Genomic DNA, 14,155 nt, shown 5'->3' with positions numbered 1-14,155 from the left:
GAACGATCGGAGAGCCGACATGCCGCTGCTCGACCCCAAGACCTGGCAGTCCCGCACCCTGGCGGGCGCCGAGTACGCCGTCACCGAGCCCGCCACCGGCGAGACACTGGCCACCGTCACGCTCGCCGCCGCCGAGGACATCGCCACGGCCGCCCGGGACGCCCGCGCCGCCCAGGCGGAGTGGGCCAAGGCGCCGCACTTCGTCCGCGCGGCCGTGCTGCGCAAGGCCGGTGACCTGTTCGCCGCACACGCCGACGAGCTGCGCGAATGGATCGTGCGCGAGTCCGGCTCCATTCCCGGCAAAGCCGACTTCGAACTGCACGTCGCGGCCCAGGAATGCTACGAGGCCGCCGCCCTCGCCTCCCGCCCGACCGGCCAGATCCTGCCGTCGGAGGCGCCGCGGCTGTCCTACACCCGGCGCGTCCCGGTCGGCGTGGTGGGCGTGATCTCCCCCTTCAACGCCCCACTGATCCTCTCCATCCGCTCGGTGGCCCCGGCGCTCGCGCTCGGCAACGGCGTCGTACTGAAGCCGGACCCGCGCACCGCCGTCTGCGGCGGCCTCGCGCTCGCCGCGGTCTTCGCCGAAGCGGGCCTCCCGGACGGCCTGCTGCACATCCTGCCCGGCGGTGCGGAGGTGGGCCAGGCGCTGGTCGCCGACCCGCACGTACCGGTGATCTCCTTCACCGGCTCGACCGCCGCCGGACGCGCGGTGGGTGAGGCGGCGGGCCGCCTTCTCAAGCGCGCCCACTTGGAGTTGGGCGGCAACTCGGCGCTGATCGTGCTGGAGGACGCCGACATCGACGCGGTCATCTCCACGGCCGCGTGGGGCTCGTTCTTCCATCAGGGCCAGATCTGCATGACGACGGGCCGCCACCTCGTGCACGCCTCCCTCTACGAGGAGTACGTCGAGCGGCTCGCCGCCAAGGCCGACTCGCTCGCCGTCGGGGACCCGCACCGCGAGCAGGTGCACCTCGGACCCATCATCGACAGCGCCCAACTCGCCAAGATCCAGGGCCTGGTGGAGTCCAGCACGGCGCGCGGCGCGAAGCTGGCGGCCGGCGGTACGCACGAGAAGCTGTTCTACCGGCCGACCGTCCTCGCGGGAGTCGACGACTCGACGCCCGCGTATGCCGAGGAGGTGTTCGGGCCGGTCGCGCCGGTACGTTCGTTCAGTACGGCGGACGAGGCCGCGGCGCTCGCCTCCGCGGGACCGTACGGCCTCTCGCTGGGCATCGTCACCCGGGACACCGCACGCGGCCTGGACCTGGCCGAGCGCATCCCGACGGGGATCGCCCACATCAACGACCAGACGGTCAACGACGAGGCGGTGGCCCCCTTCGGCGGGATCGCCGCCTCCGGCACCGGCGCCCGCTTCGGCGGTGAGGCCAACCTGGAGGCCTTCACCGACGTGCGCTGGACGACGGTGCGCGGGGACGTGGCGCCGTACCCGTTCTGATCAGAGGGACGGGTCTTACTTGCCCTGCTGTGCCTGCTGTGCCTGCTGTGCGGCGATGGACTTGCGGACCTCGTCCATGTCCAGCTTGCGGGCCTGTCCGATGATGTCCTCCAGGGCGGCCTCGGGCAGGGCCCCGGGCTGGGAGAAGATCGCGACCTGGTCGCGGACGATCATCAGGGTCGGGATCGACTGGATCTCGAAGGCCGCGGCCAACTCGGGCTGCGCCTCGGTGTCGACCTTCGCGAACACCAGGTCGGGGTTGGCCTCCGCCGCCTTCTCGTAGACCGGGGCGAACTGCCGGCACGGCCCGCACCAGGAGGCCCAGAAGTCGATCAGGACGAACTCGTTGTCCGTGACCGTCTGGTCGAAGTTCTCCTTGGTCAGCTCCATCGTGCTGCTCATGGCGTGACTACCTCTTCCTGATGTCGGGCCTCGGGGCGAAGCCGGTGTGCACAACGCCGCCCCCCAGCGGCGTATTCCGCGCGCGTACCCGTGTGGCCACGGCGCACACCAGCAACCAGACTGGCCCCATGACGGAAACGGAATCCATCGCGTACGACGTCGTGGTGCTCGGTGCCGGGCCCGTGGGGGAGAACGTCGCCGACCGCGCCCGCGCGGCCGGTCTCTCCACCGCGGTCGTGGAGAGCGAGCTGGTCGGCGGCGAGTGCTCCTACTGGGCCTGTATGCCCAGCAAGGCCCTCCTGCGTCCGGTCATCGCCCGCGCCGACGCCCGCCACGTGCCCGGCCTCAGCCAGGCGGTGCAGGGCCCCCTCGACGTCCCGGCGGTCCTCGCCCACCGCGACTACTACACCTCCCACTGGAAGGACGACGGACAGGTCGACTGGCTGAACGGCATCGGAGCCGACCTCTACCGCGGACACGGGCGCCTCGCCGGGTCGCGCAAGGTAACCGTCGAAGGCCCGGACGGCCCGGACGGCGAACGGCACGTGCTCACCGCGCGGCACGCGGTCGCCCTCTGCACCGGCAGCCGCGCCCTCCTCCCCGACCTGCCGGGGCTCGACCAGGTCAGGCCCTGGACCAGCCGTGAGGCCACCAGCGCCCACGAGGTGCCGGGCCGGCTCATCGTGGTGGGCGGCGGCGTTGTCGCCACCGAGATGGCCACGGCCTGGCAGGCGCTCGGCTCCCAGGTCACCGTCCTGGTCCGAGGCAAGGGGCTGCTGCCCCGTATGGAGCCCTTCGCCGGTGAGCTGGTCGCCGAGGCGCTGAAGGAGGCGGGCGCGGACGTCCGCACGGGCACCTCGGTGACCGCGGTGACCCGCGAGGGCTCGACCGTGGTGGCCCTGACGAACACCGGCGACCGCATCGAGGCCGACGAGATCCTCTTCGCCACCGGCCGCGCGCCCCGCACCGACGACCTCGGCCTCGACACGATCGGCCTGGAGCCCGGCTCCTGGCTCGACGTCGACGACAGCCTGCGGGTGACCGGCAGCGAGTGGCTCTACGCGGTCGGCGACGTCAACCACCGCGCACTCCTCACCCACCAGGGCAAGTACCAGGCCCGGATCGCGGGCGCCGCCATCGTCGCCCGCGCCGCCGGGGTGCCCCTGCTGGAGACGGACCCCTGGGGCGCGCACGCGGCGACCGCCGACCACGGGGCCGTCCCCCAGGTCGTCTTCACCGACCCGGAGGCGGCGGCCGTGGGCCTCTCCCTCGCCGAGGCCGAGAGCGCGGGCCTGCGCGCCCGCGCCGTAGACGTCGACATGGCCTCCGTGGCGGGCGCGGGCCTGTACGCCGACGGCTACCGCGGCAAGGCCCGGATGGTCGTCGACGTCGACCGCGAGATCCTGGTCGGCCTCACCTTGGTCGGCCCCGGCGTGGGCGAACTCATCCACTCGGCGACGATCGCGGTCGCCGGGGAGGTCCCGGTCAGCCGCCTCTGGCACGCGGTCCCGTCCTACCCGACAGTGAGCGAGGTGTGGCTGCGCCTGCTGGAGGCGTACCGGGACGCGTAACTCCCCCCAGGCTCGGGGGTGCGGGTGCGGGTGCGGGTGCGGGTGCGGGTGCGGGTCGAGGCTGACGGATGTGGTAAGGAGCAGCGGTGTCGGCCGAGGCCGAGCATGAGTGGGCGCCGCCGTCGGGCCAGGCTCGGCGGGTGGCGCCCGCCGTGGGCCCGAGCCCGGCACGGCGACGCCCCGGTCCGGGCCCAAGCTCGGCATGAGCCGAGGCCGCCGGCGACCGAAGCCGACGCCGGCCGAACCCACCACACCCGGCACCCGCGCGCCCGAACCCCGGCACACCCCAGCACCCCGGCACACCCTGTACCCGGCCACCCGGAACCCCGCCACGGGCGAAACCTGGCCCCGCCACCGCCACCGCCACCGCCACCGCCGCCGGCGGTAAGCCGCCGTCGGGCCGCGCCTGCCGGGTCGCACTCGGCCGAGTCCAGCCGGCCGGCCGCCGCCTGCCGGCACCGGGTCTTACTCAGGCAGGGCGAAGCCCATGACCGCCGCCGCATCCTCCGGGGTCGGTTGCGTCCAGCGTTCCGCCATCGCCTGGTTGGAGGACAGCGAGCGCAGTTCCGCGCGGTCGAGGTAGAGGACACCATCCAGGTGGTCCGTCTCGTGCTGGACGATACGCGCGGGCCAGCCCGTGAACACCTCGTCGATCGCACGGCCCCGCTCGTCCAGCGCCGTCAGCCGCACCTCGGAGTGCCGGGCCACCACGGCCTGCCAGCCCGGCACGCTCAGGCACCCCTCGAAGAACGCGGCCCGCCCCGCGCCGACCCCCTCGTACGACGGATTCACCAGCACCCGGAACGGCTGCGGCACCCGCCCGCGCACCACCCGCACCTCCTCGGACACCGGCGCAGGGTCCTCGACGACCGCGATCCGCAGCGGCACGCCGACCTGCGGTGCCGCGAGGCCGACACCCGGCGCCGCGTGCATGGTCGCGCGCAGGGCGGCGACGAAGCGGGCCAGGAGCCCGGGACCGAGCTGGCCCTCGAACGGCTCGGCGGGGCGGCGCAGCACGGGGTCCCCGGCGGCGACGATGGGCAACGGGCCTTCATGGGCGAGGAGTTCCTCGACCAGGTCGCTCAGGGGGCGGGAGGCGCTGGGGTCACGTTCGGATGCCATCGCGCCAGGATGCCAAGCCGGATCGCACCAAGCGAGGCGGCGCCAGGCGCGTCCCCCGGCTCCCTGCACATCCCTGGGTGTGACCCACGCCATCTATCCGCTCGGGAACTCGGCGACTTTGCGCCCCGACTTCTGGACCACCACGGGCGAGGAGGCCCAACTTCCCGACCCACGCGCCGAATCCGTCCCATCCGCATTCCTGTGCCTGTCCAAACCCCGTCCCCGTACCGGCCCCCGCCCCCGCCCCTGCCCTCGCAGCAGGTGCCGCCGCAGATCCTCGTACCGCTCATGGCGGCCGTAGCCGTCCTCGGCTACTTCGTCCCACTGCTCGGCATCCCGCTCGCGGTGTTCATCGCTGTGGACGTCGTCCTCGGCGAGAGCGCGTACCGACGAGGCAAGCGCACCTACGGAGGCCAGGTAGCGTGATCGGGTAGGGGAACGCCGGAAGGAGACGGACATGGCGCAGCGCGACCGCGACGACCCGCAGCGGCCTTCCAGGCGGCGCGGGCAGGGCGAGTTGGAGGGCCAGGTGCTCGGTGCGCTGCGCGAGGCGGAGGCCCCGGTGACCGCCGCCTGGGTGAGGGAACGCCTCGGCGGCGACCTCGCCTACACCACCGTCGTCACCATCCTCACCCGGCTGCTCGCCAAGGACGTGGTGGCCCGCGAACGACGCGGACGTTCCTTCGTCTGGCGGCCCACCGCCGACGTCGCGGGCCTGGCCGCCCTCAAGATGCGTCGGCTCCTCGACGGCGAGAGCGACCGCGAGGCCGTCCTCGCCAGCTTCGTCACCGCGCTGCCGCCGGACGACGAACAGGCGCTGCGCGCGCTCCTGGAGGCAGCGCACGCATCCGACGTGACGGGTGGGCGCGATGTGGTGAATGGGGCCGACGGGACGCCCGATGGTGCGGAAGACTGACGTCTCATGGGGGTCTCACGGCCACCCGGCTGCTGACGGTGGTCGCCACCGTCCTGGCCCTGTGCAGCACCCTCTGCCTGGGCCCGCTGATGGTCCATCGGGACCGCCTCGCCTGGTCAGCCTGGACGACCTGCTGGGACGGCTGATGCAGTCGCGGGCGGCGTGACGGAGCCGGCCGGCCGGGGCGGCGCCGAGTGCCGTGCAGGGCTCACCCGCGGTGTCCCGCGATGTCCCGCGGTGTACGGGAAGAGGCCCAGCACCACCGGTGCCCGGCCTCTTCGGTCCCGCGACCTCAGGACGGGATCACACCTGTTCGAAGTCACCGGCGAGCGCCGAGGCGATCCGCAGATGCGACTCGGCCTCGTCGTGACGCCCCTGGCGCTGGAGTGTGCGCCCCAGCATCAGCCGGGCGTAGTGCTCCACCGGGTCGAGCTCCACGAGGGCCCGCAACTCGGCCTCGGCGCGACGCAGTTGGGCCGAGTGGTAGTACGCACGCGCCAGCAGCAGCCGCGGTCCGACCTGCTCCGGTACCTCGTCCACCAACCCGCTCAGAATCCGCGCCGCGACGGCGTAGTCCCTGGCGTCGAAGAACAACCGCGCCCGCTCCCACCGCTCCGCGGTCGTCCCCTGGTCGTAGTACGTCGTGTCCACTGCTGACCTCCTTCGGGACCGGAAACAGGCCGAGAAGGTTGAATATTCCACAACCTCTCGTGGGTGCTTGTGCGGCCTTACGCGTTGGCCAACTCCGCCTCGGCCCGCTCCGTGACCAGGGCCAGCACACGCCCCGCGGTCGCGAGATCCTCGGCCGGAATGCCCGCGTACAGCCGGGCCGCGATCTCGTTCCCGCTCGTGCGGATCTCCTCGAACACCTCCCGGCCGCGCTCGGTGAGCGACACGCGCCCCGCCGCCGGCTCCTCGAGCAGCTTGAGGGCCGTCAGCTCGTCGACGGTCTCCTCGGCCGCCGACTCCTCGATCTTCAGTGCACCGGTCAGCCGACCGACGAGCCGGGCGCGCTCGACGGTCCCGCCCTGGTCCGAGACGGCCCGCAGGGCCACCGACTGGTCGAAGGTGCTTCCGATACGCGCCAGCACGGTTTCCAGGACCGCGCGGCTCGCGTAGTGGGCAAGGCCGATGACCTGGCCGTTGACCGGGGTAGTGGTGGTGGTCATGGCGACTCCTAGTCAGGATGCGAAGTGAACTCGGCAGGTGGATCGAGTGGTGTATCGAGTGGTACGTCGAGCAGGGTCGCCAGTTCGTTGGTGAACGCCTCCGTGCGTTCGCCGGCGAGCCCGCCGAGGGGTTCGAGGAGCTGGTCCAACATGCCCTGGACGATCCTGATCGCACGGCGTGCGACCTCGCGCCCGTCCTGTGTGAGCGACAGTTGGACCGCGCGGGGATCTGCGGGGTCCCGCGTCCGGTCGACGACGCCGGCGGTCTCCAGGGCCCGGGCCAGCTTCGAGACATAGAGCGGTTCGAGTCCGGTGTGGTCGGCGAGCTGGCGCTGATTCGGCCGCCGCCCGGCCCTGTGCATGCCGTACAGCGACGCGACCAGCGAGTACTGGGCGTGGGTCAGGCCCAGTGGTGCGACCGCCCGGTCGACGGCCACCCGCCACTTCATCGACAGGCGCCAGACGAGGAAACCGGGGGTCGCGTGCTTGGGTACCGAACTCATGAGAAAAACCGTACATGGCTACTATATCCATGGCTACTATTTCTCGGACGCCCCCGACCAACGACGTACTGGCCTACGACCATGGTCCTAGGCCCGCGCCGCTTCTGATCTGAGCCGAGGGCCCCCGCCAAGGGAGTTCGAGGGAGCGTGGATGGCCTGACGGACGGTCCTCGACGGGGCTAGGTTGTGCGCCATGAGCAATCTTGATCGCGAGGCAGTTCCCGCACTGTGCGGTGGCCGCGGTTTCGTGGTGGCCGAGCCGGTGCGTGAACTCCTCAGTCCCCGCCGGGTCAAGCTCGGCGAGTCCACCGAAGTCCGTCGCCTGCTGCCCAACCTGGGCCGCCGCATGATCGGCGCGTGGTGCTTCGTCGATCACTACGGGCCCGACGACATCGCCGATGAGCCCGGCATGCAGGTCCCGCCGCACCCGCACATGGGCCTGCAGACCGTCAGCTGGCTGCACGAGGGCGAGGTGCTGCACCGCGACTCCACGGGCAGCCTGCAGACGATCCGCCCGCGTGAACTGGGCCTCATGACCTCGGGGAGGGCCATCAGCCACTCCGAGGAGAGCCCCAAGCCGCACGCCCGCTTCCTGCACGGTGCTCAGCTGTGGGTCGCCCTCCCCGACAGCCACCGCCACACCGACCCGCACTTCGAGCACCACGCCGAACTGCCCCTCGTCACGGCTCCCGGCCTCAAGGCCACGCTCATCCTGGGCACCGTCGACGGCACGACCTCGCCCGGTACGACGTACACCCCGATCGTCGGAGCCGACCTGGCCCTGGCGAACGGCACCGACGTGCGACTGCCCCTGGAGCCCGACTTCGAGTACGCCGTCCTGTCCATGTCCGGCGAGGCCCACGTGGACGGCGTACCGGTGCTCCCCGGCTCGATGCTCTACCTCGGCTGCGGCCGCACCGAACTCCCCCTGCGCGCCGAGTCGGACGCGGCTCTCATGCTCCTCGGCGGCGAGCCGTTCGAGGAGGAGTTGGTCATGTGGTGGAACTTCATCGGACGTTCCCAGCAGGACATCGAAGAGGGCCGCAGGGACTGGATGGCGGGGACCCGCTTCGGCGAGGTGCACGGCTACGACGGCGCCCCACTGCCCGCTCCCGAACTCCCGCCGCTGCCGCTGAAGCCGCGGGGACGGGTACGTTGACCTGCGGTTATCTTTCCGGCGCGAGTGTCCGGGAGGCGTGGTTGGCTTCCCCCCTGGGTAGGGGTGGCCCAGGGGGGCAGTTGGCCTTCGGCCTCGGCGGCATGGGCTCCGCGACCCGCGAGGGCTTCCGCGGTGTCCGCGTACAGACGCGGGGGAAGCGCAGAGGCCCGGTCGGTGACGGTCCACCGACCGGGCCTTTACTCACCGCGGACTCACGCCGGGTGAGAGTCCGCCGCGCCGCCGCTTTCCGGGACAGGACTCGGGGTGCCGGATCCGCCGCGCCACGGCGGGGCCTCCGCCCGATGGTCGTTGTGTCCGGCGCGGGCGGCCTTGTCCGTCTGGCGGCGCAGTCGGTCCTGGAGCTGGTCGATGAGCTCGTGGCCGGTGGCCTCCTCGGCGAGCACGACCACTTCATGCCGTCCGACGTGCAGGGTGGCCGTTGCCGACCAGGGACGGTCCGCGTGGTGGGCGGATGCTCTCGTGATGTGCACCTCGCCGCTGACGGCGGGCAGTCCCGGCCGGCCCACGACCGCGTCGATCTTCGTGCGGGCGTACGCCAGGGTCTCCTCGTCCACCTCGCCGTCCGGGCGCAGCAGCACTGCGGGAGCGGTGGTCTGGGTGTCATTGCTGGTCATGCCGATTCCTTTCCTGGAAACGCGGTGGGATGTCCCGACGTCGTTCAGGCCGCCGGGCCGGGCAGCCACAGGTCGGGTCCGAAGACCTCGTAGCGGATGCGCTGTGCGGGAACCCCGGCGCGCAGCAGTTGTGCGCGGACCTCGCGCATGAACGGCAGCGGGCCGCACAGGAATACCGTGGCGCTCTCGGGCAGTTCGATGCCGTCGAGGTTCATCAGGCCCTCGCGGGCGTCGGGTTCCTCCGAGCCGGGGCGCTCGTACCAGAAGACCGCGCGGGCGCCCGGCAGTTGGCCGACGAACTCGCCCGTCTCGCTGCGCAGGGCGTGGTCGGCGGGGGAACGGTCGGCGTGCAGGACCAGCACCGGGCGGGTCGAGCCGAGGCCGGCGAGATGGGCCAGGATGCCGGTCATGGGGGTGCCGCCAATGCCCGCGGAGACCAGTACGACCGGAGTGGTGGCGTCGGCCGGGTCGTCGAGGAAGACGTCCCCGAAGGGAGCGGACAGTGTCAGTTCGTCTCCCTCGTGGATCTGATCGCTCAGGAGGTTGGAGACCTCGCCCTGCGGCGTGTCGGCCGTGCCGACGACCCGCTTGACGGTGATCCGCCGCAGATCTCCGCCCGGGTCGGAGGACAGGCTGTACTGGCGCAGCTGGTGCACCCCGTCGGCCATCAGGACCCGTACGCTCACGTACTGGCCGGCCCGGGCATGCGGCGCCGGTTCGCCGTCGGCCGGGCGGAGGACGAAGGACACCACGTCCGGCGTCTCGGTGCGGCGCCCGACGACCGTCCACTGCCGCCACACCTTGCCGGGATCCACGCCCGCGTCCTGGTACAGGAGGGCCTCACGGCCGATCAGGGCACCGGCCATCAGCCAGTACACCTCGTCCCAGGCGGCAGCCACCTCCGGGGTGACCGCGTCGCCGAGGACCTCGGCTATCGCGCCGAGCAGGTACTTGTGCACGATCGTGTACTGATCGTCGGTGACGCCGACCGCGGCGTGCTTGTGCGCGATCCGGTCCAGCAGCGTGTCCGGGCGGGTGTCCGGGTCCTCGAGCAGCGCGGTCGCGAACCCGGCGATCGAGCCGGCCAGAGCGCGGCGCTGGGCTCCGCCGGCCTGGTTGCCGCGGTTGAACATTCCGTCGAGCAGTTCCGGCCGGTCGCGGAACATCGCGCCGTAGAAGCGAGTCGTGATCTCGTCGAGCGCGCCGGCCACGGCGGGCAGGGTGGCACGGACCACAGCGGCGGATTCTGCGGACAGCATGAAGCCTCCCGGGCAGGGGATGGGGTGGGACGGACGCCGCATCGCATCGGGCGGCATCTTCTGTGTAGCAGGCACCCGACCGCGTTTCGGCGCTGTTTCACGGCGCTGGGCGAAGAGGGGCCGAACGGCCCCATCGATTCAGGCACACCGGTCCCACCACCTGCTCCGCCGCGGGGCCGCACGGCACCGGGACGAACTCCTGTCGGCCCTGTCCGCCGCAACCGTCCTGGGCGAGCGCCGACAGCGGCGACGGCGCCGACATCGCCAGGCACCCCGCAGGCGTCGCGCTGTGGAGGACGGGTCCCCGGGCGGCCTGCTGATCGCGGCACCACTTCCTGTATGCGGTCACGGCCGTCGGCAGGGTGGGGAAGATCCGCTCGCTGCCGACGGCGGCCGCCGGCCAAGCACCTGTCCGACGGATCGGAGAGCATGTCGACCAACCCGTTCGCCGACCACCACGTGATCTACGCCGTCGTCCTCATCTCCCTCGCGGTCGTGGGCGCCGGCGCCACCCGGTGTCCGGGCAGGGCCTGGGCGCGGCTGCCCTCGTCGGCCGCAACCGCCGGCTGCTCCGAGGCCCGCATGCTCGTCGGACCGGGGCACCTCCGCTTGTCCGCGGGGGTGCCCCGATCGCTGGTGCGGTCCTCGGCGGTCAGAAGTGGGCTCGATCCGACGAGGCCCAATGGCCCCGCACAGCAGGGACGGGTGGCGCGCCCCAGGTGCGCCTAGCGGCCCTCCCCTCGTGGATGTCGAGCGACGAGCATCGGAAGCGCAGAAGTTCATGTGGACAGTGAGGGAGAGACCGGCGATGACGGTAACGGTGACAGCTGGACCCCGGGCGACGACCGAGGCATGGCGAGGCTTCGCCGGCGCGCGCTGGCGGGACCACATCGACGTGCGCGACTTCATCCAGGCCAACTACACGCCCTACGCGGGCGATTCCGCGTTCCTCTCCGGGCCGACCGAGCGCACGCTCGGCGTCTGGGGCAAGGTCGCCGCTCTGTTCCCCGAGGAACGGCGCCGAGGCGTCCTCGACGTCGATCCAGGCAACCCCTCCACCATCACCTCGCACCGGCCGGGCTTCATCGACCGCGAGCGCGAACTGATCGTCGGTCTGCAGACCGACGCCCCGCTGAGGCGGGCGATCATGCCCAACGGCGGGCTACGGATGGTGGAAAACGGGCTGAAGGCGTACGGCTACAAGGCTGACCCGTTCGTCAGCCGCGTCTTCGGGACCTACCGCAAGACCCACAACGACGGTGTCTTCGACGCCTACACCCCCGAGATGCGCGCCGCCCGCAAGGCCGGGATCATCACCGGACTGCCCGACGCCTACGGCCGAGGCCGGATCATCGGCGACTACCGGCGGGTGGCGCTGTACGGCACCGCCCGGCTGATCGAGGCCAAGCGGGCCGAGCGCGCCCTGCTGGACGCGGGGCCCTCCAGCCCGGACGTCATCCGGGACCGCGAGGAACTGGCCGAGCAGATACGGGCGTTGGGCGAGCTGGCCCAGATGGCGGCCTCGTACGGCTGCGACGTCACCCGGCCCGCTGCCACGGCGCACGAGGCCGTGCAGTGGCTCTACCTCGGCTTCCTGGCCGCGGTGAAGGAGCAGAACGGCGCCGCGATGTCACTCGGCCGCACCTCCACCTTCCTGGACGTCTACCTTCAGCGCGACCTTGACGAGGGGATCCTCGACGAGACGCGGGCGCAGGAGCTGGTCGACGACTTCGTGATCAAGCTGCGGATCGTACGGTTCCTGCGCACCCCCGAGTACGACGCGCTGTTCTCCGGCGACCCGACGTGGGTGACGGAGTCCATCGGCGGCATCGGTACGGACGGCCGTCCGCTGGTCACCCGCACCTCCTTCCGCTTCCTGCAGACCCTGTACAACCTCGGCCCGGCCCCCGAACCCAACCTGACCGTCCTGTGGTCGCCGCGGCTTCCCGAGGGCTTCAAGCGGTTCTGCGCGCAGGTCTCGATCGACACGAGCGCGATCCAGTACGAGTCCGACGACCTGATGCGTCCGCGCACCGGGGACGACACGGCGATCGCCTGCTGCGTCTCGGCGATGGCGGTCGGCAAGCAGATGCAGTTCTTCGGCGCACGCGTCAACCTGGCCAAGGCGCTGCTGTACGCGATCAACGGTGGCCGGGACGAGATGACCGGCGAGCGGATCGCCCCCGAGGCACCCGCTCTGACCGGGGAGTACCTGGAGTACGAGGAGCTGTCCGCGGCCTACGACCACATGCTCGACTGGCTGGCGGCCACGTACGTCAACACGCTCAACGTCATTCACTACATGCACGACAAGTACGCCTACGAGCGCATCGAGATGGCGCTGCACGACCACCCGGTGCACCGCTTCATGGCCTGCGGCATCGCCGGACTGTCGGTCGCCGCCGACAGCCTGTCCGCCGTCAGGTACGCGCGGGTGAAGGTGATCCGGGACGACACCGGACTGGCCGTGGACTATCAGATCGAGGGCGAGTACCCGGCGTACGGCAACAACGACGACCGCGCCGACGCCCTCGCCGCCGATCTCGTGACGTCCTTCATGGCGAAGGTGCGCAAGCACCCCACCTACCGGGGCGCCGAGCACACCCAGTCCGTCCTGACGATCACCTCGAACGTCGTCTACGGCAAGCACACCGGCAACACCCCCGACGGCCGCCGCGCCGGACAGCCCTTCGCGCCCGGCGCCAACCCCATGAACGGCCGTGACCGGCACGGCGTGGCCGCCTCGGCCCTCTCGGTGGCCAAGCTCCCGTACGAGCAGGCCCGCGACGGCATCTCGCTCACCACGACGATCACGCCCGAGGGACTGGGACACGACCCGGCCGAGCGTGCGGGCCACATGGTCGGCATCCTGGACGCGTACATGGCCTCCGGCGGATTCCACATGAACGTCAACGTCCTGGACCGGGCCACGCTCGAGGACGCCATGGAACACCCGGAGAAGTACCCGGAGCTGACCATCCGTGTCTCCGGATACGCCGTCAACTTCGTCCGCCTGACCCGCGAGCAGCAGCTCGACGTGATCAGCCGCACCTTCCACGGATCGCTGTGAGTACCGCGGTCGAGCCGGTGACGGGCCGGGTCCACTCCTGGGACCTGTCCACGGGTGTGGACGGTCCCGGGACCCGGTTCGTGCTGTTCCTCAGCGGCTGCCCGTTGCGCTGCCTGTACTGCGCCAATCCGGACACCTGGCACATGCGCGACGGCCGGCGGACCACCGTCGACGAGGTGACGGCCGAGATCGAGAAGTACCGGGCCTTCATCACCACCGCCGGCGGGGGAGTGACGCTCACCGGCGGTGAGGCCCTGCTGCAGCCCGCGTTCACGGCCGGGATCTTCCGTCGCTGCAAGGAACTCGGTCTGCACACGGCCCTCGACACCTCCGGCTTCCTCGGCGCCCGCGCCACCGACGAACTGCTCGCCGACACCGACCTGGTACTGCTGGACATCAAGTCCTTCGACGTCCGGACCTACCGGAAGCTGACCGGAGGAGACCTCTCCCCGACCCTCAGCTTCGCCACCCGCCTGGACCGGCTCGGCATCCCGGTGTGGATCCGCTACGTCCTCGTGCCCGGCTGGACCGACGACCCGGCGGCCGTCGATGCGCTCGGCGCGTTCCTCGCCGGGCTGGGCAACGTCGACCGGGTGGACGTCCTGCCGTTCCACAAGCTCGGCGCCCACAAGTACGACGCGCTGGGGATCCCGTTCCCGCTTCGCGACACACCCGCGCCGGATCCGGACCTGACGGAGCGGGTGCGCGAGCAGTTCCGGGAGCACGGCCTGCGGGCGCTCTGAGGGAGTGGCCCGGCACGGCGTGATCGAGGTGCAGCGGCCCGGAGCCCCCGACCGGAAAGTGATCCGGTCGGGGGCTCCGGGCCGCTGCGCTGGGAGCTTCTCTCCAGGTCGCGATCAGGCCACGGCCACGATGGCGCCCACCTCCATCAG

The 14,155-nt window shown here is 71.6% G+C and carries 14 protein-coding genes and 1 pseudogene; 8 read left to right on the top strand and 7 right to left on the bottom strand.

The features are described 5' to 3' along the window. Window positions 1-19 precede the first annotated feature (19 nt). Window positions 20-1,456: an aldehyde dehydrogenase family protein gene (locus tag OG747_RS03815; protein WP_405885440.1), complete on the top strand. Its 1,437-nt coding sequence runs from the start codon at window positions 20-22 to the stop codon at window positions 1,454-1,456. Between the two features lie 15 nt (window positions 1,457-1,471). Here the strand turns inward: OG747_RS03815 and trxA are convergent, their stop codons facing one another. Beyond that, window positions 1,472-1,858, bottom strand: coding sequence for a thioredoxin (trxA, locus tag OG747_RS03810; protein WP_405877769.1), 387 nt, complete (start codon window positions 1,856-1,858; stop codon window positions 1,472-1,474). A gap of 128 nt (window positions 1,859-1,986) precedes the next feature. Here trxA and OG747_RS03805 point away from each other — a divergent pair, with 128 nt between their 5' ends. Continuing rightward, window positions 1,987-3,429 carry a dihydrolipoyl dehydrogenase family protein gene (locus OG747_RS03805; protein WP_405877767.1) on the top strand — a complete coding sequence of 481 codons (1,443 nt, stop codon included), beginning with the start codon at window positions 1,987-1,989 and terminating at the stop codon, window positions 3,427-3,429. Between the two features lie 465 nt (window positions 3,430-3,894). Here OG747_RS03805 and OG747_RS03800 read toward each other — a convergent pair whose 3' ends face one another. Continuing rightward, a complete protein-coding gene (locus OG747_RS03800; RefSeq protein WP_405877765.1) occupies window positions 3,895-4,551 on the bottom strand; it encodes a peptide deformylase in 657 nt (218 codons plus the stop codon). 252 nt (window positions 4,552-4,803) lie between these two features. Here OG747_RS03800 and OG747_RS03795 point away from each other — a divergent pair. After that, window positions 4,804-4,977, top strand: a pseudogene (locus OG747_RS03795) (PepSY domain-containing protein); the annotation flags it as partial. A 31-nt stretch (window positions 4,978-5,008) separates the two neighbouring features. After that, the gene (locus OG747_RS03790) at window positions 5,009-5,467 is read left to right on the top strand and encodes a BlaI/MecI/CopY family transcriptional regulator (protein WP_405877763.1); all 459 of its coding nucleotides are present in this window, start codon (window positions 5,009-5,011) and stop codon (window positions 5,465-5,467) included. 303 nt (window positions 5,468-5,770) lie between these two features. On the opposite strand, the gene OG747_RS03785 is transcribed toward OG747_RS03790, so the two are convergent. The 3 genes from OG747_RS03785 to OG747_RS03775 form a co-directional block, all read right to left on the bottom strand. After that, a complete protein-coding gene (locus OG747_RS03785; protein WP_405877761.1) occupies window positions 5,771-6,118 on the bottom strand; it encodes a tetratricopeptide repeat protein in 348 nt (115 codons plus the stop codon). 77 nt (window positions 6,119-6,195) lie between these two features. Next, complete coding sequence (locus tag OG747_RS03780; protein ID WP_405877759.1) at window positions 6,196-6,636, bottom strand: MarR family winged helix-turn-helix transcriptional regulator; 441 nt, start codon at window positions 6,634-6,636, stop codon at window positions 6,196-6,198. 8 nt (window positions 6,637-6,644) lie between these two features. Continuing rightward, entirely contained in the window at window positions 6,645-7,139 is a 495-nt protein-coding gene (locus OG747_RS03775) for a MarR family winged helix-turn-helix transcriptional regulator (RefSeq protein WP_405877757.1), read from the bottom strand. A gap of 193 nt (window positions 7,140-7,332) precedes the next feature. On the opposite strand from OG747_RS03775, the gene OG747_RS03770 reads away from it, so the two are divergent. Next, window positions 7,333-8,298: a pirin family protein gene (locus OG747_RS03770; protein WP_405877755.1), complete on the top strand. Its 966-nt coding sequence runs from the start codon at window positions 7,333-7,335 to the stop codon at window positions 8,296-8,298. A gap of 212 nt (window positions 8,299-8,510) precedes the next feature. Here OG747_RS03770 and OG747_RS03765 read toward each other — a convergent pair whose 3' ends face one another. Further along, window positions 8,511-8,933 carry a hypothetical protein gene (locus OG747_RS03765; protein WP_405877753.1) on the bottom strand — a complete coding sequence of 141 codons (423 nt, stop codon included), beginning with the start codon at window positions 8,931-8,933 and terminating at the stop codon, window positions 8,511-8,513. Window positions 8,934-8,977: 44 nt separating this feature from the next. Then, window positions 8,978-10,192: a globin domain-containing protein gene (locus tag OG747_RS03760; protein WP_405877751.1), complete on the bottom strand. Its 1,215-nt coding sequence runs from the start codon at window positions 10,190-10,192 to the stop codon at window positions 8,978-8,980. Between the two features lie 429 nt (window positions 10,193-10,621). On the opposite strand from OG747_RS03760, the gene OG747_RS03755 reads away from it, so the two are divergent. The 3 genes from OG747_RS03755 to pflA all read left to right on the top strand — a co-directional run bounded on the left by OG747_RS03755 (window position 10,622) and on the right by pflA (window position 14,005). Next, window positions 10,622-10,921, top strand: a complete 300-nt coding sequence (locus OG747_RS03755) for a hypothetical protein (RefSeq protein ID WP_405886077.1) — start codon at window positions 10,622-10,624, stop codon at window positions 10,919-10,921. A 79-nt stretch (window positions 10,922-11,000) separates the two neighbouring features. Further along, window positions 11,001-13,262 carry a formate C-acetyltransferase gene (gene pflB / locus OG747_RS03750; protein ID WP_405877749.1) on the top strand — a complete coding sequence of 754 codons (2,262 nt, stop codon included), beginning with the start codon at window positions 11,001-11,003 and terminating at the stop codon, window positions 13,260-13,262. Continuing rightward, window positions 13,259-14,005: a pyruvate formate-lyase-activating protein gene (gene pflA / locus OG747_RS03745; RefSeq protein WP_405877747.1), complete on the top strand. Its 747-nt coding sequence runs from the start codon at window positions 13,259-13,261 to the stop codon at window positions 14,003-14,005. The genes pflB and pflA overlap by 4 nt, the downstream gene beginning before the upstream one ends. The last annotated feature ends 150 nt before the right edge of the window (window positions 14,006-14,155 follow it).

It is taken from the genome of Streptomyces sp. NBC_01384 (assembly GCF_045040035.1).
In the GTDB taxonomy this organism is placed as follows: domain Bacteria; phylum Actinomycetota; class Actinomycetes; order Streptomycetales; family Streptomycetaceae; genus Streptomyces.
The sequence above is the reverse complement of the archived record's forward strand: the minus strand, read 5'-3'. Positions and strand labels throughout refer to the sequence as shown.

Bases quoted from the DNA above. Each gene is read 5' to 3' on its own strand.
- OG747_RS03780 (WP_405877759.1), bottom strand. From the start codon at position 6,636: ATGACCACCACCACTACCCCGGTCAACGGCCAGGTCATCGGCCTTGCC.
- OG747_RS03800 (WP_405877765.1), bottom strand. From the start codon at position 4,551: ATGGCATCCGAACGTGACCCCAGCGCCTCCCGCCCCCTGAGCGACCTG.
- pflB (WP_405877749.1), top strand. From the start codon at position 11,001: ATGACGGTAACGGTGACAGCTGGACCCCGGGCGACGACCGAGGCATGG.
- OG747_RS03755 (WP_405886077.1), top strand. From the start codon at position 10,622: ATGTCGACCAACCCGTTCGCCGACCACCACGTGATCTACGCCGTCGTC.
- trxA (WP_405877769.1), bottom strand. From the start codon at position 1,858: ATGAGCAGCACGATGGAGCTGACCAAGGAGAACTTCGACCAGACGGTC.
- OG747_RS03770 (WP_405877755.1), top strand. From the start codon at position 7,333: ATGAGCAATCTTGATCGCGAGGCAGTTCCCGCACTGTGCGGTGGCCGC.
- OG747_RS03790 (WP_405877763.1), top strand. From the start codon at position 5,009: ATGGCGCAGCGCGACCGCGACGACCCGCAGCGGCCTTCCAGGCGGCGC.
- OG747_RS03765 (WP_405877753.1), bottom strand. From the start codon at position 8,933: ATGACCAGCAATGACACCCAGACCACCGCTCCCGCAGTGCTGCTGCGC.
- OG747_RS03775 (WP_405877757.1), bottom strand. From the start codon at position 7,139: ATGAGTTCGGTACCCAAGCACGCGACCCCCGGTTTCCTCGTCTGGCGC.
- OG747_RS03805 (WP_405877767.1), top strand. From the start codon at position 1,987: ATGACGGAAACGGAATCCATCGCGTACGACGTCGTGGTGCTCGGTGCC.
- OG747_RS03760 (WP_405877751.1), bottom strand. From the start codon at position 10,192: ATGCTGTCCGCAGAATCCGCCGCTGTGGTCCGTGCCACCCTGCCCGCC.
- OG747_RS03815 (WP_405885440.1), top strand. From the start codon at position 20: ATGCCGCTGCTCGACCCCAAGACCTGGCAGTCCCGCACCCTGGCGGGC.